Source organism: Alkalibacterium sp., assembly GCF_046484155.1.
Classification (GTDB): Bacteria; Bacillota; Bacilli; order Lactobacillales; family Carnobacteriaceae_A; genus Alkalibacterium.
Genome location: NZ_JAWOBT010000009.1, coordinates 1 through 21,185, shown reverse-complemented (window position 1 = coordinate 21,185; position 21,185 = coordinate 1). Strand labels below are relative to the sequence as shown.

Here is a 21,185-nt window from a genome sequence, read left to right as displayed (position 1 = left end):
TCTCTTCCGCAAACACTTCACCCAAGAGAATAACTAGTGATAAAGTCGAAAAACAACTTACATTTCACATCCCTTCTTGTACAGATATAATTTTTCATCTGCCATTAGTGTATACCATGAAGCATTAAAAGTGTGAAAACGTTAGTGTAATCCGACCATTTAATTTTTGGAGGTCTTATTTTGAGAAGTGGCGAAGCTTTCAAACAACTGTGCGAGGAACGGGGCGTGAGTCAGAGGAAACTGACGGAAGGAATCTGTGCCAGAAGTACATTGGCCACCTTTGAGAATGAGGGCAGTCATCTTTCTGTAGAGTTATGCTCAAAACTCTTGGATCGATTGAATATTCGCATCGATACTTATTTCAGTCTGATCTCAGAAGATTCCAACAGTAAGACGGCAGAATTTTCTGCATTCAAGAAAAGCATTATGACAGAAGATATTGAAGAACTACAGAGAAAGAAACAGGACTATTTTACTCTATATACATCGACCCGTGACTTTTACTGGTTCAATCTTTATCTCCATTCAGAACGGATCATTTCTCAGTTGACTGATTCTTTCAGTTATGAAAGGTTCAAGCAAACGCATAAACGTGAGATTGCTTCTGTAAAGAAATATTTAAATAAAGTTGAGAACTGGGGGCATTTTGAGTTTGCGGTTTTCAGTAATTCGATCTGGTACTTTGATCTTTACTTTATCAAGTTAATCAAAGAACGATTGGAAAAGAACTACATGACTTCTGTTGAAGACAAAAAAGAGCTATACGGGAGTTTCTTACTGAATATGAGTTCCTATTGTCTGGAGTATGGTCATTTCGAATTGATCGAACCACTGAAAGAAGAACTCTTTGAACTGTGCAATTATACAAATATGTACTGGAAAATAATGTCCCCCTATCAACTTTCTCTTGCGGGTGAATTGTCGGACCCTTCTTCGCCTTCAAAAGCAGAGACGCTTTCACATATAAAAATTTACGAGCAATTGGGGGAAGAGGATCATTACCAGAATATGGTCAAGTATAGAAAGCGTTTGATGGAAAAGCACAAAAAAGGAGAGCCGTCCTAGAGGTTTTAACCTCCGGGAATGACTCTCCTTTTACTTTATTTCTTTTATTTAGTAGAACAAGAAGATTACTCTTCGTCGTCTTCCTCATCATCGCCGAGGACTTCTTCGTCATCCACGATGGTTAGACCTTTAAGATCTTCGTCATCTTCTTCTTCATCACCGAGATCGTCGAGGTCATCTTTGTATTCGCCTAAATCTTCACTGTCATCGTCATCTACCATGACACCATGTTCATCCACTTCGACAGCCGCACCGTATTTGATTGGCTCTTCTTCGTCGTCGTCGTCCTCTTCATCATCGTCGTCGAGATTTTCTTCATCGATCTCTTCGTCCTGGTAATCATAATCTTCATCATCAAAGCCGCGACGTTTTTTTCTGCGACGAGGTTTTTCGTCCTCTTCATCATTGTCATGGGTAATTTCTTCATCGATCGAATCGATGGGATACCAGCTACGCAGGCCCCAACGACTGTCTCCAAGTGAAATGAACCGGCCCTCTACATTTAGGTCTGTATAAAATTGAACCATTTCTTCATCCAAGACTGAATTAGATAGTTCCAGGTAATCCGCAACTTCAGATAATAAACTGTTGAATTCTTTAACTTGTCCAGTTGTTTGTAGTATCGCGTGCGCAACATCTACCATTGCTAGTTCTTGTTTGGATTGACCTTTAAATTGATTTAATTCCACGACTTACACGTCCTCTCATTCGTTTCATTCATTTTTAAATTTATGTTATTCGTTTCAACCCACTAATACTACACGATTATGTTGTGAAACGCAATCGAATCTGATAGTCTCCTAATTTTTGCTGATTCGTCGATAAAGCGTAATCTACCCATACGCGTCCGGCAAACGGCCGGTCATAGTAGCTCACGCGTAAATCAGTCGTTGTCACACGTAAAGGGATGATTCCAGCATCTGTATGATAATTTGTTTCAGTTTCCTGATCGCTATTAAAAACGAGTCGTGTGGTTTGTTCCCCACGTCGTATTAATTGGACCACACCATCCGGATTGATTTTTATCGTGACCGGAATAGCTTTCAATTCATGAGCTTCTTCAAACCGAATATAATAGCTGTTATTCATATACACCACACGTCCATTTTCTTCAAATGAATGATGATGCGTTTCACCATTTTGTACATATGAGGTTTCCATTTTGATTTCAGCCGGCAAACCGTTTTTCAACTCTTCTGAAGGCATAAGCGTTGCCCCTTCCTTTCTTATCTCAGTTAGTACATACGATTAGTTGTGTAACTACATACTGCCATTTTATTCTCCCTGTTCATTATATCAGAATCTCCCCTATTAGTTTAGCATAAATATATTATGACGTCTCAGCTATAATTCCTCGCTAATCGCCCCACTTACCTCTTCTTTTTGGTATACTTGAATCAGAAACTAACGACCACAACTGACAAGGACGGAATACCAATGACTGACTCGCTCAATTTTTTAAACACTTTACCGAAATTTTCGGTCTACGATAATATCCCTGCTGCCTACACTAGTCACCGATTTTCTCATTTTGCTCTGACGGATGCTTTAATTAAGGAAGCCGGAGAGAAGCAGCAGCCCATCTTGCATTTTTGGACAACCTCGCCCTATGTTATATTAGGAATGATGGATACGAAGCTTCCTTTTTTGAGCGATGCACTTCAGGTCTTTTCATCCTATAACTATCCCTATTTGGTGCGTAATTCCGGCGGACTGGCTGTGGTCAGCGATGAGGGCGTCCTTAACTTTTCACTCATTTTTCCTGAAAAAGAGACACGACTCTCCATCAATGACGGCTATACGCGGATGCATCAGATTATTCAATCAGCATTTTCGCCATTCGACGAACAGATCGATGCGTATGAAATTCCTGATTCTTATTGTCCTGGGGAGTTTGATTTGAGTATCAATGGCAAGAAAATTGCCGGGATCGCTCAAAGACGTTTGAAGGGTGGTATTGCCATTATGATTTACTTGAGTGTTTCTGGGGACCAGCAACAGCGTGCCGAGATGATCCGAACGTTTTATGATGTCGGACTCAAACAGAAAGAAACCAAATGGGACTTTCCAACGATTCGTCCCGAGTCCATGACCACTTTGGAACAGGCCTTAAATCATTCCATTACAGTAGAAGACGTTAAAGAACGCATAAAAGCGGTATTTACAGAAGCCACAGTTGTATTACAGGAAGGCTCTTTTCCTCCTTCTATCCATGCGTCTTATATGGAAGGATTAGAAAAAATGATCAAACGCAATCAGAAAATGTTGCCGCAACCCACCTGAAGTGCTGAAGGTTAAAGAAAGGAGTTCTTTTTATTTCGCTAAGCACCTTCTAAAAGCTACGGTTTAAGAAGGTGGAGTAAAAAGACAGACGCATGTGTGTCCAATCATTTGAAAAAACAGACCGTCTCCCATTCGAGAAAGTTTTTAAAGACCCGGTCCATGACTACATTCACGTTCGTCATCGGTTGATTTTAGACCTGATCGATACCCGAGAATTCCAGCGGTTACGCCGCATCAAGCAACTAGGTACCGCTCAATTCACCTTTCACGGTGCGGAACACTCCCGTTTTTCCCATTCACTTGGCGTTTATGAACTGACACGGCGAATCGTCGATATGTTTGAGCGCAATTACCCTAACGATTGGGATCCCAGTATGCGCTTAGTCACACTTTGTGCGGCTTTGCTTCATGACGTGGGGCACGGTCCTTTTTCTCACACATTCGAGAAAATATTCGAAACGGATCATGAAGCCATCACGACGGACATCATTTTATCTGAGCACACCGAGGTGAACGCCGTCTTGAAACGGGTGTCGTTGGATTTCCCTAATCAAGTAGCCAGTGTCATCACAAAACAGCACAGCAACCCGCAGGTCATCCAGCTTATTTCCAGTCAGATCGACGCGGACCGTATGGATTATCTTCAGCGCGACGCCTTTTTCACTGGTGCGACATACGGTGCCTTTGACCTGTCACGTATCCTGCGTGTCATCCGTCCTTATAAAGATGGCATAGCTTTTCAATACCAGGGACTTCATGCTGTGGAAGATTATATCGTCAGCCGCTTCCAAATGTACATGCAGGTATATTTCCACCCCGCTTCTCGCGGCATGGAAGTCACTTTAGACCGTTTACTCTACCGAGCCAAACAACTCTTTAAAGACGGCACACTTTACCCGGCTTTTCCTCTTTTGGATCCTTTTTTCAAAGAAACGGCTACTTTGGACGATTATTTGAAATTAGATGATGGTGTTTTACAGACCGCCATTATCCTGTGGACCGAAAGCGAAGATGCTTACTTGACTGAGTTATCAAAAATGTTTCTGAACCGAAAACCACTTAAGTCAGTTACTTTTGAAAAAGGTAAAGACGAAGAAATCGTTGAAATATTAAGAGATATTGTTGGTAACCTTCACTACGATAAAAATCTATTCACTTTAACCAACAGCAGTTCAGATTTACCTTATGATTATAAATTGAAGAACAAAACGCCTATTCATCTCATCCAATCAGACGGCACGTTAGTAGAAATCAGCACAGTCAGCGCCATAGTCAAATCACTGAGCGGAATTCTACACGGGGATCACCGTTTGTTTGTACCAAAAGAATTTCTGGAAAGAGATACGGCAAATATCAATATGTTTCAAGAAGAATACGATGCTTTTCAGCACTACATTATCAACGGGGCTATTACGCATCCAGAGAATCATCAAAACGGAGGAAAAAAATGACTGTAAAACTCATTGCCATTGATTTAGACGGCACATTGTTAAATAAAGAAAGAAAAGTTACGAAAGAAGTAAATGAAGCCATACGTGCGGCAAAAGAGGCCGGCATATATGTGGTTCTCTGTACTGGAAGACCCTTTCCCGGTGTTATTACCTTAATTGAAGAACTTGGCCTGGAGGAATCCGACGATTACGTTATCACTTACAATGGTGCGCTTGTTCAAAATACCCACACCCGAGAAAGCATCATTGACTATACAATGACTCACCAAGATTACCTTGTTCTAGAAAAAGCTGCGGCTGAAGCTGGTTCTCACTTCCATGCCATTCATAATGAAGGTATTTTCACTCCCAACAGGGACATCAGTAAGTATTCCGTTCATGAATCGTTTATTATAAATATCCCTTTATTCTACCGTAAGCCTGAAGAAATGGATCCAACGGTCAATTACAATAAAATGATGATGATCGACGAGGCCCCTATTTTAGAAGCGGCTATCGCTCGCCTCCCTGAAAACATATGGGAGAACTATACTATTTTACGCAGCGAACCTTTCTATCTTGAAATCTTGAATAAAGAAGCCAGTAAAGGGAAAGCAGTGGCAGCACTAGCCACTCGTCTCGGTATTGCCAGGGAAGAAGTCATGGCTATCGGAGATAGCGGGAACGATATCGATCTGGTAGACTTTGCGGGCATCGGTATCGCGATGGAGAACGCCACAAAAGAAGTCAAAGCTGTCGCTAATTTTGAAACAACTTCTAACAATGAAAATGGTGTGGCTCAAGCAATCAATACCCATGCTTTAATCCTATAAAGCCTCTGACTTCACTATTCTCTCTTCTTTTGTTACACTCGATATAGACCAAAAAAGGAGAGAGTTAAATATGTCAGAAAAAATTGTGTACACTACCTCCGCCATCAATACGGGCGCACGTGAAGGTGAAAGCCATTCACCCGATCATTCATATGAAGTCAATATCGATGTTCCAAAAGAAATGGGAGGTAAAGGTGACGGAACCAACCCTGAACAACTTTTTGCCATGGGGTACAGTGCCTGTTATCATGCCGCTTTGAATCATTACAAAAAAGAAGAGAAAATCAGCAACCGTTCTCAAGTCACACTCACCGTCCATTTACACAAAGACCCTGAGGATGGCGGATTTAAACTTAGTGTCGAGATCGAAGTTGGCGTAGAAGATATGCCGGAAGAAAAAGCGCAGACACTTGCCGATAAAGCTCACACCTATTGCCCTTATTCAAAAGCAACACGCGGCAATATCGACGTGTCGATCAAAGGTGTTCCATACGTTGAAGGAAAATAACTTTTGATTTCTTAAAATAAAATAATCAACGCAGTCACTTGCTATCACTATGATAGTGAGTGATTTTTTTTGTTTCATTTTATTATTACAGATTGTTCCCCTTGACGATTTGAATATATGTTCTTATACTTAAAACAAACACATATTCCCTTTAAGGAGAACAAATCATGATACAAGTAATGGATTACTCTAACGAGCCTGATAGAGACATTTTATGTATCGACGTGAAATCATTTTTTGCTTCCGTTGAAGCGGTCGAAAGAAAACAGCACCCTCTCAAGGCCAAGATAGCCGTCGTCAGCAAACCGGACAACAATGGCGGTCTGGTTCTTGCTGCCTCCCCTTTAGTGAAGCAGTTGTACGGCGTTAAAACCGGCACGCGTGTCTATGAAATCCCAAAAAATACCGCGATAGAGATCGTCGAACCGCGCATGGCATTATACGTGGAAAAAAATCTGGAAATCGTGAATCTGTTCAAGCGATTCGTCACGGATGCCGATTTACATGTCTATAGTATTGACGAATCATTCCTAGACGTGACCCATTCGCACGGATTATTCGGAACAACAGAAGAAATCGCCAAAAAAATTCAATATCTTGTCTGGAAAAAATTGAAGCTGGTCGTCACTATCGGTATCGGTGACAACCCCCTGCTGGCGAAATTAGCGTTGGATCACGATGCCAAGCACAATGCCAAAAACAACTATATTGCTGCCTGGCATTACGAAGACGTCGCTCGTACCGTTTGGGAAATTGCACCGATGAAAGCGTTCTGGGGCATCGGCTCACAGACCGAAAGGCATCTGCAGCGGCTGGGCATTCATTCTATCTATGATCTGTCACAAGCTGATTTGAAAAAATTAAAAAAACGGTTTGGCGTCATTGGTGAACAACTCTTTTTTCATTCGCACGGGATAGACCGCACCCTTTTATCAGAAAGTTTCATACCAAAGGAAACATCGTTTAGTAAAAATCAAATATTGAACAGGGATTACGTTGAAAAACATGAGGTGGAAATCGTCATCCGGGAAATGGCTGAAGAAAATGCCCTGCGCTTGCGCAAGCACAACCTTACGGTCGGTTTGGTCAAACTCAGTATCGGTTATTCGAAAGACATCGTTGAACGCGGCTTTAGCCATCGACTATTGATTGACCAGACCGATTCATCGAGAAAAATCATTGAAGGCTTACTGATCATTTTTAATCGCCACTATGAACCCGTACCCATTCGGGTCGTGAACGTCACCTTCGGCAAGATCGATGCCAAGTCCGCTTTACAGCTTTCCTTATTTGATGCAGCCGAAACTCTGATCAGTCAGGAAGATTTAGACCAGACTATCGACTCTATTCGGAAAAAACATGGGTACACGTCGCTGCTGCATGCCAGCAGTTTATCTCGCGGAGGTATGGCCGTGCAACGGGCTAAATTACTAGGTGGACACCGGTCCGGAAAAGATGATAAGTAATCATTCAAGCACTTCATCAAACTAAAGGAGGGATAACGGATGACACAAGAAATAGTTAAACTTTCTCCTGATGCATTAGGTTACAAAGACAGAGGGAAAATGAAGTGGACCGGGTTGATGCTGTCCGACCATTCAGAAGCATTAAAAAAGCAAAAACAAACCACACAATCCCTACTCATCGCTCCCAAGCCGAAACAATCGCTGGAAGAAATCAGCGCGTGTCTGTATCGCAGTTATGTAAACAAAAGACCACTCGCCATTCAGCTGGATATTATAAAAGAAGGATGCTATCTTCCGGATACAGAGGGAGTTATTGTGGGTTCCAGAGACGACACTATCTACATCAAACAACGTGATCGTGAGACTAAACGAATCGATTTGGAAGATATACGTCATGTGGACTGGATCGACACAACTCAGTGGTATGAAAAATATGAAAAACAGCATGTGACAATTTAAAGATCCTAAATTGTGAAAGATAAAAAGCCGGGCGTGAACAATCTAACAATCAGCTGTCCACCCCGGCTTTTCTATATAAAATTTTGCACTGTTCGAATTATGAGTGCAGCCATTTTTTACTGCACTACTATTCTCAACTAGTATTTATTTGAAAATCGATCAATGATACAGATAGGCTTTAGCTTGATCCTGCAATTTTTCGAATGGCTTTTTAAAGCAGCAGCAAGGCGTAAGCAAAGATAAAGATGAAGAGCAGTAACCCTGTCAGAATCGATACAACGGCCATGTTAATTGCAAAGGGATATCTCCCGGTTTCACTCTTGGGATAATTTTCATGCAGATAATCATAAATACGTTTATAGCTAAACCATCCGTAGACAAAACAGAAAATACCGATGATAGTCAGTACCCCGCCAATGAACAAGGCACTACCGCTTTCGACTGTTTCCATAAACGTTCTTCCAACTGTCCACCCCACGCTCGCGATGGTAAACCCGGTGCGAACCCAGGCAGCATACGTGCGTTCTGCGGCTTGAAATGTACGGCTTCCAGCCAGGTCTGTACGGTCTTGAGCCAGCTCGGTACGTTTTTCAGCTAGCTCGGTACGTTCTCTCGATAGTTCAATTGCCGTTGACTCTCTCTCTGCTCCACTCATCACTTACCTCCTGTTTCAATGTGTTTCTTTTTTCTCCCCGAAACTATAGATCCATCAGCACGCTGAAGTCGATAATCATTAAGTGTAACAATTTCACCATGCCAGCTGATTTCTTTTAAGTCGTAGACAAATATATGAGAACACACATAATTCAAAATCAGAATAGTCAGGGAGGCTAGAACTTGTATCCCAGCCTCCCTAATTTTTTATTTTGATCGAACTGACTTGCTTTCTAGGATTTCGCAGTCGAGTATTTCATATACACTTTACGTAACTGCTTGTTATTGGCGATAAACCAAATGCTCAGGAAATGAATAACTGACGTGACTGCATTTTGAATCAAACGCGGTGGTAAAAGAACAGCTATCGGATTTTGCGTCAATATGTGCAGCCAAAGCGTATTCAACATCAGGTTAACAAATAATGTGTTAAATGCCACAGCCATCAATACTCGCTTCTTCGTGACTTTCTTTTTGTGTAAAAACACACCGTAGGACAGCCCACTTAGAAAGGCAGACAGCGTAAACCCGGGGAAGAAACCACCGACGCCGCCACCAATAATGAATCCCAAAATATCGCTGAGCGCTGCGGCAACAGCTCCGACCCACGGCCCAAATAACAGACCGATCAGTGCGTTAGGTAGGAAAGAAAAGGTAATGCGTACGATCGGTGTCATTATACCAATTCTTCCAAGGGCAATCGTCATGGCCATTAATATGCCGACGATCGCTATGCCTCTAGTGTCCAGTTCCCATTTAGACAGGCGCAGGACGCGAAAGAGTAACATCCAGCCATAGAATAAGAAGGCTATGCCATAAATCACGCCGTTACCTTCAAAAATGGCATGTATTTCGAGAAGCTCATTCTGTAAAAACAAAAAATAGGCAGCACCCGTCAGCAAGAAACCGATCAAAAGACCAATTAACGTACTCTCGCGTTTCAAGTGTCCATATATATATGTCCCTAGGGAAAATAATATTCCCGTGAAAACAAAGAGGTAGACAGCGTCTATTAAAACCATTTCCCAGTTTTCGTACTGACCAATAAAATAGTGTGCCCCGTTTGTCCCGTTTCGTGATCTTAAAAATGGGATCACCAGGGATAACAATAGTGGCGCAATTACACCAATGAGAGCGTAATCCCATGGCAATTTATGCTCAACAGGTTTGTTCAATGTTTCATTCATATTCGAAGATCTCCTTTAATTTACATACTTCTTCAGCAGAAAAATTTACTGAAAAAGGCAATCGAACTGCGGTATAAAGGCAGTCAAATTAAAGAGTCCTCGCCAAAAAACTATTTAGTTTTAAAGCGGATGCAGAGAAAAATCGCAAAACATTTGTTTTTTCGTCTAGTGGCAACATCCCATCCACCTAGCACTTAACGTTTTTCCCTTACTCTTTTATTAGTATATGTTTGTTGAGCTGAACTTACAAGAAAAACCAGTTCAACTTTTTTCTTCTGTCCTTATCAAGCCTTTTTCCGTAACGAGATACTGGACCGGAATATCATGCGATTCAATAGGGAATGAGTCGACTAGCTGATTCGTATGCAAAAGTGACACTGTTGTGTTTTCATAATCCTCTAAAAAGCGATCATAAAAACCGCCGCCAAAGCCAATACGGTAGCCTGAACGAGTGAAAATCAGCCCGGGTACGATCATCAGATCAATCAATGCTTTATCGATACGTTCAGTCTCGCTGACGACCGGTTCAAGCAGATCGAAATACCCTCTTTCAACTTGGAGAAATGACGTTATTTCATAAAAATGTAAGGCCCGCGTTTGATGAATGGCTTTCGGTATGCATACCTTTTTCCCCTCTATCCAGGCTCGTTCGATGATCGTTTTCGTATCCCACTCTTTTTTAGTAGATAATGTGATACCGATCGAGTGGGCCTGTTTCCATAAAGAGGATTCAAATAAATGTTCATGTATTGCTTTCTCAGCTTTTTTTCTTTCTATTAAACCGATTTGCCCTAAAGAAATAAACATCCCTTTACGCAGTTCGTCTTTCCCCACATGGATCACCTCACTATAAGTTTACTCTACACACTGGTTCCAGGCGGCCTGGGCAACTTGTTCAGCTAATACCGCTGTCGTAATGGATCCCACACCACCAGGTACAGGTGTGATTGCTGAAGCTTTCGCTGCCACTTCTTCGTACTTAACGTCCCCAACGGGTTTGCCGTCCTTATAACCGAAGCCGACGTCTATGACGACCGCCCCGTCTTTGATATACTCCGCCGTGACTAGTTCAACCACACCAGCGGCTGAAATGACAATATCTGCTTCTCTAGTATACCGTTTAACATCTTTAGTCTTAACATGCACGTTGCTCACAGTCGCTTCAGCGTTTAAAAGCATCAATGTCAGCGGTCTTCCAACAACCGGACTACTCCCGATCACGCACACGTCTTTTCCTTCTAATGAAATATCATAATGAGCTAGAAGTGACATGACTGCTTTCGGCGTACTGGGAACGAGTGCATGACGATCATTTACTACTACCCGTCCTAAATTTTCAGGTGTTAGGCCATCGATGTCCTTATCTGGATGAATGCAACGTGCAATGTCATTCCTGGACAATGAAACGGGTAAGGGTTGCATGACTAGAATACCGTGAATCTTTTTGCTTTGATTGAGTCTGCGAATCGCTTTTATTAATTTTTCAGACGTTACAGTCTTTTCGAACACGACTGATTCCACTTCGATTCCGACACGACGCATCGCTTTCATTGCGGCATTTTCATAGGAAACGGATGACTCTTCCTCCCCCACTCTTACAATAGCCAAGGTAGGAAAACAATCGATCTTCTTTAGATCATCCACCGTTTGGGTCGCACGGTTCAACAATCGTCGCGCCACAGGTTTTCCACTTAATTCAACCGTCATGTTATTCCTCCTCTATTAAATCATCTGGCCATTTGTTACGTTCAAGGAAAAACTTGATCGCTTCGGATAACTGCGTCAGTTGCATTTTCCCTTGCTTCAGAATATTTCCAACTTCTTTTTCTAAACGATCTTTCAATTCCATATCTTTCATCAACCTGGTATTGATCGTAACATTCAATCCCGCTGTTTCTAAAACACTTTCCATAAACAGTGTCGCCACCATTAAATCATTGACGATCGTCCCTTTCATGCGCATGGAGGTCAGTTCTTCTAAAACATGAATAAGGTTCAACCCTTCATCCAGCATCGTGCGTGGTGGCTCTACCGCTTTGTTCAAGGCTTGCTCAATCGCTGCGTCTCGTGAATCCTTTTCTTCCGGTGTTTCTTTGGGCAACTTGTACGCATCCAAGACAGGTTCAAAAGCCACAGCATCGGCCTTGGCCAATCGCTCAAACGATTCTCTGATCCGCTGTGATTCTTTTAAAAGATAAAGCAATTTATCCTTTTGATCAGCGTACTTTTTTTTATCTTTTTGAATATCTGCCACCATTCGGGCCAAAGAGGCGCTCATCGCTCCAACATAGGCGCCCGCACTACCGCCTCCGGAAACACCGTCTTTAGATCCTAACTCTGTTAAATAAGCTGAAAATGTCTCATCCTTCATTCGAATCGCTCCTTAAAATAACCCGATAATTTTACCTTCATCATTCACATCCACTTGTTCAGCAGAAGGTACTTTTGGCAGTCCAGGCATACGCATAATGTCACCCGTCAAGACGACGATAAAGCCGGCCCCGGCAGAGACAGATAAACTACGGACATTCACGTCAAAACCAGTGGGTCTACCTAGTGCTTTCGGGTCATCGGATAACGAGTACTGTGTTTTAGCCATACAGACAGGCAAGTTGCCGTAACCGAGTTTCGTTAACCGCCTAGCTGTCCGTTTTGCGGCTACGCTCCACTCCGTCCCTTTTCCTCCGTAAACAGACTGCACAATTTTATCCACTTTTGTTTCGATCGAATCTTCCAGATCGTAAGCGAATGTCATCTGAGATTCCTGTTCACATAATTTAACGACTTCTTCAGCCAGTTCTACGCCACCTGCGCCGCCTTCAGCCCAGACATTTGATTGAACCACATTGCTTCCGGTTTCTTTGATCGTTTCTTTTAAGACAGCTAATTCTTCTTGTGTATCACCAGGGAAAGCGTTGATCGCCACCACAGCCGGCAAGTTGAATGTATCTTGAATATTTTCAATATGCTTCAGTAAGTTAGGTAATCCCTTCTTAAGCGCTTCTATATTTTCTTGAGCCAAGTCTGTCTTTTTAACACCGCCATGCATCTTAAGTGCACGAATCGTGGCGACAATAACTACAGCATCCGGCTTCACGTCTCCGATACGGCATTTAATATCAATAAATTTCTCAGCACCTAAATCAGCTCCGAAACCGGCTTCGGTCACGACGTAATCGGCATGCGCCAGAGCCATTTTCGTTGCCAGCAAACTGTTACACCCGTGGGCGATATTCGCAAACGGCCCCCCGTGAATAAATACCGGTGTATGTTCAAGTGTCTGTACCAAGTTAGGTTTCAATGCGTCTTTAAGTAAGGTTGCCACAGCCCCCTGTGCCTTCAACTGCCCTAATTTGATCGGTTCATTATCAAAGGTGTAGCCGATCAGACACTCACTCAGTTTTTCTTTCATCTCAGCTAGCGAATGTGATAAACAAAGCACAGCCATGATTTCAGAAGCCACGGTAATGTCAAAGCCGTCTTCTCTAGGCATACCGTTAGTTCTGGCGCCAATGCCACTCACAATTGCACGAAGTTGACGATCGTTCATATCTATTGCGCGACGCCAAGTCACACGTCTAGGGTCGATTTTCAACTCATTACCGTGATAAATATGATTATCTATCATGGCAGCGACTAAATTATTAGCTGCGCCAATAGCGTGGATGTCGCCAGTGAAATGTAAATTGATATCTTCCATCGGAATGACCTGCGCATACCCTCCGCCAGCTGCACCACCTTTCATGCCAAATACAGGCCCTAAAGAAGGCTCACGCAAAGCGATAGCCGCTTTTTTCCCGATTTTCTGCAAAGCATCGCCCAGACCAACAGCGGTCGTGGTCTTTCCTTCGCCAGCTGGTGTGGGATTGATGGCCGTCACCAAAATCAATTTCCCGTTTTTATTTTCTTTATTATGTAATGCACTGAAGTCTACCTTAGCCTTATACTTTCCGTAATGATCCAGAGCCTCATCGCTGATAGCTATTTTTTTTGCAATGTCTCCTATTGGAAATATTTCCGTAGATTGTGCTATTTCGATATCACTTTTCATCATATTTACTCCTCCTTAGTGTCATGAAAATAATAAAAACCGTCGATGTATCCTCGCTCCATGTAAGGGTATGCAATGTTTATGTTAAACTTGTTTTCAGTATAACATAGGAATGACACGAGCTAATTAAAATTTCTTAAGATTTTTTTCGACTCCAGTATTTATATTTTTTCGATAAGAAATAATCGACATTTTTCTTTAAATTCCGTATGATAAGATTAGTAGTGAACAAAGGAGGACCTATAGTGAAAATAATAGACCGCGCAGCATTGACCCTACTGATTTTTGGTGGGATACATCTTTTACTTATTGGATTATTTGGATTTAATATCGTTGAAACATTACTAGGCGAAGTCGACCAATGGGGTGTACGTGTCATTTACATTGTAATTGGTTTGAGTGCGTTATGGTGCTTTAAATATTATTCCTTTACCCCAAGAGGTGGCAGTCGCTTAAAAGACAGGTAGTGTCACTTTAAATAAAGCCTAAAAAAGACAGGATGTAGAAATTTCCTACAGCCTGTCTTTTTTATTTTTTTAAAAGAGGGAAGACAATTCAGTGTAAGCGTAATCTAAATCATTTGCCACTGCCTTGTTGGTTATCTTTCCTTTATATACATTCAGGCCCATCGCTAAACCGTCATTTTTTTTCATCGCTTCGACAACGCCCGAGTTAGCTAACTGCAAGGCATACAAGATGGTGTCATTTGTTAGAGCCAGTGTGGCGGTTCTTGGTACCGCTCCTGGAATGTTCCCAACGCCATAGTGAATGACGCCGTGCTTCACAAAAGTCGGTTCATCATGTGTGGTCGCTTCGTTTAATGTCTCGAAGTTCCCGCCTTGGTCAATGGCAATATCAACGATTACTGATCCTTTTTCCATGGATTTGATCATGTCTTCCGTCACTAATTTAGGTGCTTTACGTCCCGGGATCAAAACAGAACCGATAACGAGATCTGATTCTTTAACAGCATTAGCAATATTAAATGGTGTAGACGCCAGCGTTTGAACGTCATTCCCAAACATGCGGATGAGTTCACGCATACGGTCAGGATTCAATTCTAAAATATTGACCTTTGCACTCATACCGATGGCCATACGTGCAGCATTTTCACCGACAACACCGCCGCCAATAATCGTCACTGTTCCTCTTTCCACACCCGGTACGCCCCCGAGCAGGAGACCTTTGCCGCCTTGTTTCTTCTCAAGGTGATGGGCACCTAATTGGACAGCCATGCGTCCGGCCACTTCACTCATAGGGGTCAGAAGGGGCAACGTTCTATTCTTCGTTACTGTCTCATAGCCAATAGCCGTCACTTCATTATCCACCAATGCTTTCGTCAACTCCGGTGCGGCAGACAAGTGCAAGTACGTGAACAGAATAAGACCTCTTCGGAAATGCTTGTACTCTGCTTCAAGTGGTTCTTTAACTTTCATTATCATGTCCACACTGTTCCAAATTTCTTCGGCAGTATCGATTATTTTAGCGCCATTCTCAATGTATTCTTCATCTGAATAGCCACTACCTTCTCCAGCATTTTTTTCAACCAGCACATCATGTCCGCCTTCAACCAGCGGCTTGACGTTGAACGGTGTCAAGGCAACTCGAAACTCATTGTTTTTTATTTCTTTTGGTAATCCAATCAACATAACATCAACTTCCTCTCATATAATTTATTTAATATATTCTTTACATCAATAAATAAGAGACAATCAAGAGTATCCCGGTTATTACAAAGAGGATACCCCCTACTTTGATCAATAAGGGAAACCATTCGGGAAACTTAGTATGTGTTGCGCGTTTCTGACTTTTAGTTGCCCAATTATCAGAGTATTTAAATGAAAAATAACCGTATATAATTAATGCCAACCCGATAATAACTAACATATTGGTCTCCTTTTAGACGTTAACACGTGCTCCTTATAGTTAAAAATGCAGGGAATCACGCTCAGTTCCTCTAGTCATGTCACGCCAATCGTAAAAACCGGCATCCAACCCTCGCAGCAACACTTCAGCCGACCCCATATTTGTAGCTAATGGAATTTCATAGACATCACACAAGCGCAGCAGCGCCGAGATATCTGGCTCATGCGCCTGAGCAGTCAATGGGTCTCGTATGAAGATAACTAAATCTATTTTATTGTCAGAGACATATGCGCCAATCTGCTGGTCGCCGCCGAGCGGGCCCGATTTGAAACGGTGAATATCCAGTCCCGTTTCATCTACTATTCGTTTGCCTGTCGTCCCTGTGGCAAATAAATTATGTTTCCTTAAGATCAATTTATACGCTTCAGCTAATTTTATAATATCGTCTTTCTTTTTATCATGTGCTATCAATGCAATATTCACAATGGACCTCCTCCAAACGTAAACTGATTGCTTTATTCACTTCAATCATAACACAGTTTGATTAGAAACCTTCACTAATTAAATCCGTTCTTGTTATGATTTGAACAATCGTATTACTTGTCCAAAAAACTGATGGAAGGTACACTGAAGCCAGATTGATCAAAGGAGGAATTCTAATAATGAGTAAGAAAGTTGCCGCAGTATTGACACATTTATTTGAAGATGTGGAGTTTACTTCACCTAAAGAAGAACTGGAAAAAGCAGGTCACACAGTCGAAACGATAGGATTTGAAGCAGGTGAAACCGTGGAAGGTAAAAAAGGAACCGCCAATGTTACGATCGACAAGAGCATAGATGACGTTTCTCCGGATGATTATGATGCGCTACTGATCCCTGGTGGCTATTCACCGGATAAATTACGCAAGGATGAACGTTTCTTAGACTTCGTACGTGCTTTTGCAGACAAGAAACCTATCTTTTCAATTTGTCACGCACCCCAGTTATTGATCAATGCAGAAGTTGTGAAAGGTAAAGATATCACCTCGGTTAGTCAGGTGGCCATCGATCTCAAAAATGCCGGAGCAAACTTCCTTGATAAAGAAGTGGTCATAGATAAATCAGGACTTATCTCGAGTCGTACTCCAGATGACATGCCGGCTTTCAATAAAGCCATCCTCGAATCATTAAGTGAGTAAATTGTAATTTTTACACGCATAATCCTTAGGCGATTCTAAGGATTATGCGTGTTATTTTTGATATAGTTACTTTGTGGAAAATAAGTACACGTTTCTTTTCTCCCCAAAATAATAAAACAAAGGAATCCCCCGAGACGTTTGTTTTATTACTGAAAAGAAAAAATATATTTGGAACCATTATTCTTTCTCCCCGGATTGAATAGTTTTTCTGAAATGACATATAATGGACGTTAAGTCTTATTCCAAAACCACCTTTTCTAGAGGAAGAGGTGGTTTTTTATGTTCTATTGATCCTTATCTAAAAATAACTACGCTTATTCATATTACACGCATAAATAATTCAAATTTGTCTTCTATACTTTAGTTATACCCATAGCAACCAACTTTTTCTTGGTAACCACGCTCCTCCAAGCGCTGGTTAACCACTCCTTTTTTCACCACTAACTGCCAAGCAGTTAGTGGTTTTTTATTTTTTCACCGTTGTCTGGATTCGGATAAAAACAATATCGTTTTTATTCCTCGATACGAACACTCCCCCCTTTACTCATATAAACCCTTTAACATCAGCATAAAAACTGAAAAACATCATACTATGCTTCCCGTACCAAGAATGGGAAAATATTAGTAAGCGCTTTTCCTTTGCGCTTTCCTGTAAAGCTTTCTATAATAAAACATGTTACTTTTGCGTCTCACATTTCACCGGTAAAAACTGTGAGAAAGGAGCACACACATGATTGAATTCAATCACGTCAATAAAATGTTCGATGAAAAAGACAAGCCACTTACTGCCTTATCCGATATTACGCTTTCCATTCATAAGGGCGAAGCTTTCGGAGTGATTGGCGAAAGTGGCGCGGGAAAGTCAACGTTACTGAGGTTGATCAATGCTTTAGAAAAACCAACAAGCGGATCAGTCAGCGTAAACAAGATAGACGTTTCCAACCTTTCCAAAAAAGAATTAAGGCAGGCACAAAAACAAATCGGTATGATTTTCCAGCAGTTTAATTTGCTTAACAATAAAACGGTCGCGGAAAATGTGCACCTGCCTCTGGAATTATATGACTATCCTGCTGCTTTAACCACCGATGAAGTCTTGCATTTCGTCGGACTGGAAGATAAGAAGGACAGCTACCCCTCACAGTTGAGCGGTGGACAGAAACAACGCGTAGGTATCGCTCGCGCACTGATAACGCGACCAGACATCTTACTGTGCGACGAACCGACGTCTGCTCTTGATCAGAACACAACAGAAGAAATCGTTGAGGTGCTAAAAAAAGTGCACAGCGAGTTCGAGATGACGATTGTAGTTGTCACACATGAACTGCCCGTCATCAAAGAATTATGCGAACGTGCCGCTATTATGGAAAAGGGAGAAGTCAGAGAGGTTATCAACGTCAAACGCTCAACCGAAAAGGCGAATATTAAACCCTATCATGAACGCGCAATTGAGGTGTTGACCGATGGCTGAAGCACTAGGTTTGTATATTGAACGCGTTATCGAGTTCATGCCTCCCATGCTTGAAAGTTTAGGTGAAACAGGCATCATGCTGTTTTTCGCGATGCTGGCAGCTATTCTTGCAGGCATCCCTGTAGGCACCCTGCTTTATCTGACTAGCGAAGGCCAGCCGACGGAAAATCGTCCGCTTAACCGTGTCATCAACGCTTTCGTCAATATCATCCGCTCATTTCCGTTCTTACTCTTAGTCGTTGCCATGCAGCCCTTTATCCGAGAAGTTTATGGTCGGGCGACCGGCGATCCGGTAGCCGCTTCGTTTCCAATGGTGGTAATCGCTATTGCTTTATATGCCCGGTTCGTAGAACAATCCCTCAATGAGATTCCTAGAGGGATTATCGAGACGGCCCAGTCCATGGGTGCAACGACCTGGCAGATGGTCTGGAAGTTCCTGTACGTTGAAGCCAGGAGCAGTCTGGTCATTGGTTTCGCAACGGCTACGATCAGTTTTGTTTCCTATTCCACGATCATGGGCGTTGTCGGCGGCGGCGGTATCGGTGATTTCGCCATCCGCTATGGTTATCAGCGCTATGAAACAGACATCATGTATACCGCTATCGTCTTGATCATTATATTAGTCGAGATTTTCCAATGGCTGGGACTCAAGTTAGCTAAAAAGTTAGATAAACGATAATAAAAATCATACTTAAAATAGAAGGAGATCATCATTATGTTTAAAAAAGGATTATTACTAGGCAGTACAGCATTACTCTTAGCCGCATGCGGCGCAGCTGACGAATCAACCGAAGAGGCTTCGAATGAAGTCACCGAGGAAACAACGGAAGAAACGGTGACGATCAAAGTCGCGTCCCACCTTCCTCCAATGACAGATGTCGTTGATATTGCCGGAGACGTGATCGAAGACGGTTATGAAATTGAACTCGTCGAAGTTTCTGATAACATCCAGTATAACGAAGCGTTGCTTAATGAAGAAGTGGACGCCAATTTTGCTCAACACGAACCGTTCATGGAAGTGTTCAACCAGGAACGCGACGGTAATCTAGTTGCCCTTCAACCGATTTATAATGCGATCGTCGGTTTCTATTCACCTGTTTACGATTCTGTCGAAGACATTGAAGACGGTGCTGAGGTGGCTGTGCCAAGCGACCCGACCAATGAAGCACGCGCGCTCGTCACGCTTGAAGAACACGACCTGATCACATTAGACCCGGAAGTCAGTAAATCCGAAGCTACCGTTGATGACGTGAGTGAAAACCCATATAACTTCACCTTTACTCACATCGACTTGTTGAACCTGACCGCGGCATACGAAGATGGCGTGGAACTGGTCTTCAATTATCCGACTTATATCGCTTCAGTCGATTTGACACCTGAAGATGCGGTCATTTTACAGGCTGATGAAGAAAACAGATTTGCTATTACGCTTGTCGCACGCGAAGACAACCAGGATTCTGACGAAATACAAGCCTTAATGGATGCCATGACCAGTCAAGAAGTGTACGACTTCCTGGATGGCTTGGCAGAAGACGGACACTTGAGACCTGCTTTTGAGCCAGGCGAATAAAATTTTATAGATAATGAGGAAACAGACCGTTCAGTCTTTTAGGACTGAACGGTCTGTTTTTTTGGCTGTTTTTAGATATATTTAAGGAAAAAACATGAGTTACTCATAATATGTCCCACTAGTTGTACCTGAAACCATAAAATCATTCTGAAGAATTTTCCGTATTTTTCTATAGTTCACTGAATTTCCACACCATTCATCCACCAGAGACGTTGTTACTTTTTGGTCGGGAAATAGAAACTTCAATTCTTTCACACTTTCTGTGACTAAATCTTCAATTGACGTCTGTTTATAGCAGGTCTTGCAGTAACAAGAGCGCTGCGTCACGATCAGATCAAATGACCCGCAATAACAGCATGATATGCCTTTTGTGAAGTCTTCAAGTTGGTAAAAAGGTAACTGTTTCTGATACGGTGAATCAGCTTTATGAATACTGACTAGCTTACTTGCAAGATAGTGATGATCTTTTTCAAGAACTTTACTCCTGCTACTTAATTCTTTGAAATGCTCTTTCAATTGAGTCGGAAAAATAAAAGGATCTTCTATTTGCGCATTATAAAGTGTAAAGGAATCATTGATAAAAACAACATTGGCTTCTATTTTAAGCCGATTCTCCCACTCTTTCAGCAGTTGGCGAAGCAACTCTTTCGTTCGGTTGAGTTGAATCAAGGGGTTAGTTATCTCTTGTCCACTTGTATAATACAGCTGTCCTGAATTCATTTGAAAATTCCCTTTGTAATTCTTGACTTCATATAGGTAGATCGTGTCAGAGGTCACTACTAGCGAATCAATTTGAAACGTCGTTCCCTTACTTTCTAGTAAAAGGTCATTTAGAACAAGAGCTTCTCCATTCAGATACTGTTTGACGACGGAGTCAAACAGTTCCTCTCCCATAAATCCTTTTTCTAAGTTAAGTAGATAGCGTTTATCAGAATCACCCAAGTTTATTCGCTTATCCAAATAGTTTACCAACAATCGTCCTTTTGGAGGTGTTCAGTTACTAATGATTGGCGATTTGCAACAGTTGGCCCCGGTTGTAAAGGATGAAGAATGGTCATTGCTCAGTCCCCATTATCATTCGGCGTTCTTTTTTGGCAGCCGTGCTTTGCAGGAAACCAACTATGTGAGCATTGAGCTGAAGCAGATTTACCGCCAGCAGGATGAAAA

At 42.1% G+C, this 21,185-nt stretch carries 24 protein-coding genes and 1 riboswitch; of the genes, 12 read left to right on the top strand and 12 right to left on the bottom strand.

The genetic code is table 11. The features are described from left to right. Positions 1-180: 180 nt before the first annotated feature. On the top strand, positions 181-1,065 hold the full coding sequence (locus tag R6U02_RS00645) for a helix-turn-helix domain-containing protein (RefSeq protein WP_410261716.1): 885 nt from the start codon (positions 181-183) through the stop codon (positions 1,063-1,065). 65 nt (positions 1,066-1,130) lie between these two features. On the opposite strand, the gene rpoE is transcribed toward R6U02_RS00645, so the two are convergent. Both rpoE and R6U02_RS00635 read right to left on the bottom strand, forming a co-directional pair. Next, on the bottom strand, positions 1,131-1,754 hold the full coding sequence (rpoE, locus tag R6U02_RS00640; protein WP_410261715.1) for a DNA-directed RNA polymerase subunit delta: 624 nt from the start codon (positions 1,752-1,754) through the stop codon (positions 1,131-1,133). Between the two features lie 76 nt (positions 1,755-1,830). Continuing rightward, a complete protein-coding gene (locus tag R6U02_RS00635) occupies positions 1,831-2,271 on the bottom strand; it encodes a DUF1934 domain-containing protein (protein WP_410261714.1) in 441 nt (146 codons plus the stop codon). 231 nt (positions 2,272-2,502) lie between these two features. Between R6U02_RS00635 and R6U02_RS00630 the strand changes: the two genes are divergently transcribed. The 6 genes from R6U02_RS00630 (at position 2,503) to R6U02_RS00605 (ending at position 8,044) form a co-directional block, all read left to right on the top strand. Further along, a complete protein-coding gene (locus tag R6U02_RS00630; protein ID WP_410261713.1) occupies positions 2,503-3,348 on the top strand; it encodes a biotin/lipoate A/B protein ligase family protein in 846 nt (281 codons plus the stop codon). A gap of 92 nt (positions 3,349-3,440) precedes the next feature. After that, positions 3,441-4,799, top strand: coding sequence for an HD domain-containing protein (locus R6U02_RS00625; RefSeq protein WP_410261712.1), 1,359 nt, complete (start codon positions 3,441-3,443; stop codon positions 4,797-4,799). After that, complete coding sequence (gene yidA / locus R6U02_RS00620; protein WP_410261711.1) at positions 4,796-5,611, top strand: sugar-phosphatase; 816 nt, start codon at positions 4,796-4,798, stop codon at positions 5,609-5,611. Before R6U02_RS00625 ends, yidA begins: the two co-directional genes overlap by 4 nt. A 70-nt stretch (positions 5,612-5,681) precedes the next feature. Next, positions 5,682-6,119 (top strand): organic hydroperoxide resistance protein, encoded by a 438-nt coding sequence (locus R6U02_RS00615; RefSeq protein ID WP_410261710.1) that lies wholly within the window; start codon positions 5,682-5,684, stop codon positions 6,117-6,119. 167 nt (positions 6,120-6,286) lie between these two features. Next, a complete protein-coding gene (locus tag R6U02_RS00610) occupies positions 6,287-7,585 on the top strand; it encodes a Y-family DNA polymerase (protein WP_410261709.1) in 1,299 nt (432 codons plus the stop codon). Between the two features lie 39 nt (positions 7,586-7,624). Beyond that, positions 7,625-8,044, top strand: coding sequence for a hypothetical protein (locus R6U02_RS00605; RefSeq protein ID WP_410261708.1), 420 nt, complete (start codon positions 7,625-7,627; stop codon positions 8,042-8,044). Positions 8,045-8,255: 211 nt separating this feature from the next. Here R6U02_RS00605 and R6U02_RS00600 read toward each other — a convergent pair whose 3' ends face one another. The 6 genes from R6U02_RS00600 to R6U02_RS00575 all read right to left on the bottom strand — a co-directional run bounded on the left by R6U02_RS00600 (position 8,256) and on the right by R6U02_RS00575 (position 13,939). Further along, on the bottom strand, positions 8,256-8,699 hold the full coding sequence (locus tag R6U02_RS00600) for a YidH family protein (RefSeq protein ID WP_410261707.1): 444 nt from the start codon (positions 8,697-8,699) through the stop codon (positions 8,256-8,258). Between the two features lie 232 nt (positions 8,700-8,931). Further along, on the bottom strand, positions 8,932-9,885 hold the full coding sequence (locus tag R6U02_RS00595; RefSeq protein WP_410261706.1) for a folate family ECF transporter S component: 954 nt from the start codon (positions 9,883-9,885) through the stop codon (positions 8,932-8,934). A 121-nt stretch (positions 9,886-10,006) separates the two neighbouring features. Beyond that, positions 10,007-10,103: riboswitch (THF riboswitch) on the bottom strand. Positions 10,104-10,146: 43 nt separating this feature from the next. Then, the gene (locus R6U02_RS00590) at positions 10,147-10,719 is read right to left on the bottom strand and encodes a 5-formyltetrahydrofolate cyclo-ligase (RefSeq protein ID WP_410261705.1); all 573 of its coding nucleotides are present in this window, start codon (positions 10,717-10,719) and stop codon (positions 10,147-10,149) included. Positions 10,720-10,740: 21 nt separating this feature from the next. Then, the gene (locus tag R6U02_RS00585; protein WP_410261704.1) at positions 10,741-11,592 is read right to left on the bottom strand and encodes a bifunctional 5,10-methylenetetrahydrofolate dehydrogenase/5,10-methenyltetrahydrofolate cyclohydrolase; all 852 of its coding nucleotides are present in this window, start codon (positions 11,590-11,592) and stop codon (positions 10,741-10,743) included. Between the two features lies 1 nt (position 11,593). Then, positions 11,594-12,256 carry a cyclodeaminase/cyclohydrolase family protein gene (locus R6U02_RS00580; protein ID WP_410261703.1) on the bottom strand — a complete coding sequence of 221 codons (663 nt, stop codon included), beginning with the start codon at positions 12,254-12,256 and terminating at the stop codon, positions 11,594-11,596. A 12-nt stretch (positions 12,257-12,268) separates the two neighbouring features. After that, positions 12,269-13,939: a formate--tetrahydrofolate ligase gene (locus R6U02_RS00575; protein ID WP_410261702.1), complete on the bottom strand. Its 1,671-nt coding sequence runs from the start codon at positions 13,937-13,939 to the stop codon at positions 12,269-12,271. 242 nt (positions 13,940-14,181) lie between these two features. On the opposite strand from R6U02_RS00575, the gene R6U02_RS00570 reads away from it, so the two are divergent. Further along, a complete protein-coding gene (locus tag R6U02_RS00570) occupies positions 14,182-14,403 on the top strand; it encodes a DUF378 domain-containing protein (protein ID WP_410261701.1) in 222 nt (73 codons plus the stop codon). A 69-nt stretch (positions 14,404-14,472) separates the two neighbouring features. Here the strand turns inward: R6U02_RS00570 and ald are convergent, their stop codons facing one another. From ald to mgsA, 3 genes are read right to left on the bottom strand one after another with little or no spacing between them, the layout of a single operon-like run. Continuing rightward, entirely contained in the window at positions 14,473-15,585 is a 1,113-nt protein-coding gene (gene ald / locus R6U02_RS00565; protein ID WP_410261700.1) for an alanine dehydrogenase, read from the bottom strand. A 40-nt stretch (positions 15,586-15,625) separates the two neighbouring features. Next, positions 15,626-15,823, bottom strand: a complete 198-nt coding sequence (locus tag R6U02_RS00560) for a hypothetical protein (RefSeq protein WP_410261699.1) — start codon at positions 15,821-15,823, stop codon at positions 15,626-15,628. Between the two features lie 39 nt (positions 15,824-15,862). After that, positions 15,863-16,285 (bottom strand): methylglyoxal synthase, encoded by a 423-nt coding sequence (mgsA, locus tag R6U02_RS00555; protein WP_410261698.1) that lies wholly within the window; start codon positions 16,283-16,285, stop codon positions 15,863-15,865. A gap of 179 nt (positions 16,286-16,464) precedes the next feature. Between mgsA and R6U02_RS00550 the strand changes: the two genes are divergently transcribed. From R6U02_RS00550 to R6U02_RS00535, 4 genes are all read left to right on the top strand, one after another. After that, on the top strand, positions 16,465-16,980 hold the full coding sequence (locus R6U02_RS00550; protein WP_410261697.1) for a type 1 glutamine amidotransferase domain-containing protein: 516 nt from the start codon (positions 16,465-16,467) through the stop codon (positions 16,978-16,980). A gap of 730 nt (positions 16,981-17,710) precedes the next feature. Next, entirely contained in the window at positions 17,711-18,448 is a 738-nt protein-coding gene (locus R6U02_RS00545; protein ID WP_410261696.1) for a methionine ABC transporter ATP-binding protein, read from the top strand. Continuing rightward, entirely contained in the window at positions 18,441-19,127 is a 687-nt protein-coding gene (locus R6U02_RS00540) for a methionine ABC transporter permease (protein ID WP_410261695.1), read from the top strand. The genes R6U02_RS00545 and R6U02_RS00540 overlap by 8 nt, the downstream gene beginning before the upstream one ends. Positions 19,128-19,163: 36 nt before the next feature. After that, positions 19,164-20,018 carry a MetQ/NlpA family ABC transporter substrate-binding protein gene (locus R6U02_RS00535; protein WP_410261694.1) on the top strand — a complete coding sequence of 285 codons (855 nt, stop codon included), beginning with the start codon at positions 19,164-19,166 and terminating at the stop codon, positions 20,016-20,018. 99 nt (positions 20,019-20,117) lie between these two features. On the opposite strand, the gene R6U02_RS00530 is transcribed toward R6U02_RS00535, so the two are convergent. After that, entirely contained in the window at positions 20,118-20,978 is an 861-nt protein-coding gene (locus tag R6U02_RS00530) for a nuclease-related domain-containing protein (RefSeq protein ID WP_410261693.1), read from the bottom strand. Positions 20,979-21,185 lie beyond the last annotated feature (207 nt).

Coding starts and splice junctions, on each gene's coding strand:
- R6U02_RS00635 (WP_410261714.1), bottom strand. CDS start 2,271: ATGCCTTCAGAAGAGTTGAAAAACGGTTTGCCGGCTGAAATCAAAATG.
- R6U02_RS00630 (WP_410261713.1), top strand. CDS start 2,503: ATGACTGACTCGCTCAATTTTTTAAACACTTTACCGAAATTTTCGGTC.
- R6U02_RS00625 (WP_410261712.1), top strand. CDS start 3,441: ATGTGTGTCCAATCATTTGAAAAAACAGACCGTCTCCCATTCGAGAAA.
- yidA (WP_410261711.1), top strand. CDS start 4,796: ATGACTGTAAAACTCATTGCCATTGATTTAGACGGCACATTGTTAAAT.
- R6U02_RS00615 (WP_410261710.1), top strand. CDS start 5,682: ATGTCAGAAAAAATTGTGTACACTACCTCCGCCATCAATACGGGCGCA.
- R6U02_RS00610 (WP_410261709.1), top strand. CDS start 6,287: ATGATACAAGTAATGGATTACTCTAACGAGCCTGATAGAGACATTTTA.
- R6U02_RS00605 (WP_410261708.1), top strand. CDS start 7,625: ATGACACAAGAAATAGTTAAACTTTCTCCTGATGCATTAGGTTACAAA.
- R6U02_RS00600 (WP_410261707.1), bottom strand. CDS start 8,699: ATGAGTGGAGCAGAGAGAGAGTCAACGGCAATTGAACTATCGAGAGAA.
- R6U02_RS00595 (WP_410261706.1), bottom strand. CDS start 9,885: ATGAATGAAACATTGAACAAACCTGTTGAGCATAAATTGCCATGGGAT.
- R6U02_RS00585 (WP_410261704.1), bottom strand. CDS start 11,592: ATGACGGTTGAATTAAGTGGAAAACCTGTGGCGCGACGATTGTTGAAC.
- R6U02_RS00580 (WP_410261703.1), bottom strand. CDS start 12,256: ATGAAGGATGAGACATTTTCAGCTTATTTAACAGAGTTAGGATCTAAA.
- R6U02_RS00575 (WP_410261702.1), bottom strand. CDS start 13,939: ATGATGAAAAGTGATATCGAAATAGCACAATCTACGGAAATATTTCCA.
- ald (WP_410261700.1), bottom strand. CDS start 15,585: ATGTTGATTGGATTACCAAAAGAAATAAAAAACAATGAGTTTCGAGTT.
- R6U02_RS00560 (WP_410261699.1), bottom strand. CDS start 15,823: ATGTTAGTTATTATCGGGTTGGCATTAATTATATACGGTTATTTTTCA.
- R6U02_RS00550 (WP_410261697.1), top strand. CDS start 16,465: ATGAGTAAGAAAGTTGCCGCAGTATTGACACATTTATTTGAAGATGTG.
- R6U02_RS00545 (WP_410261696.1), top strand. CDS start 17,711: ATGATTGAATTCAATCACGTCAATAAAATGTTCGATGAAAAAGACAAG.
- R6U02_RS00540 (WP_410261695.1), top strand. CDS start 18,441: ATGGCTGAAGCACTAGGTTTGTATATTGAACGCGTTATCGAGTTCATG.
- R6U02_RS00535 (WP_410261694.1), top strand. CDS start 19,164: ATGTTTAAAAAAGGATTATTACTAGGCAGTACAGCATTACTCTTAGCC.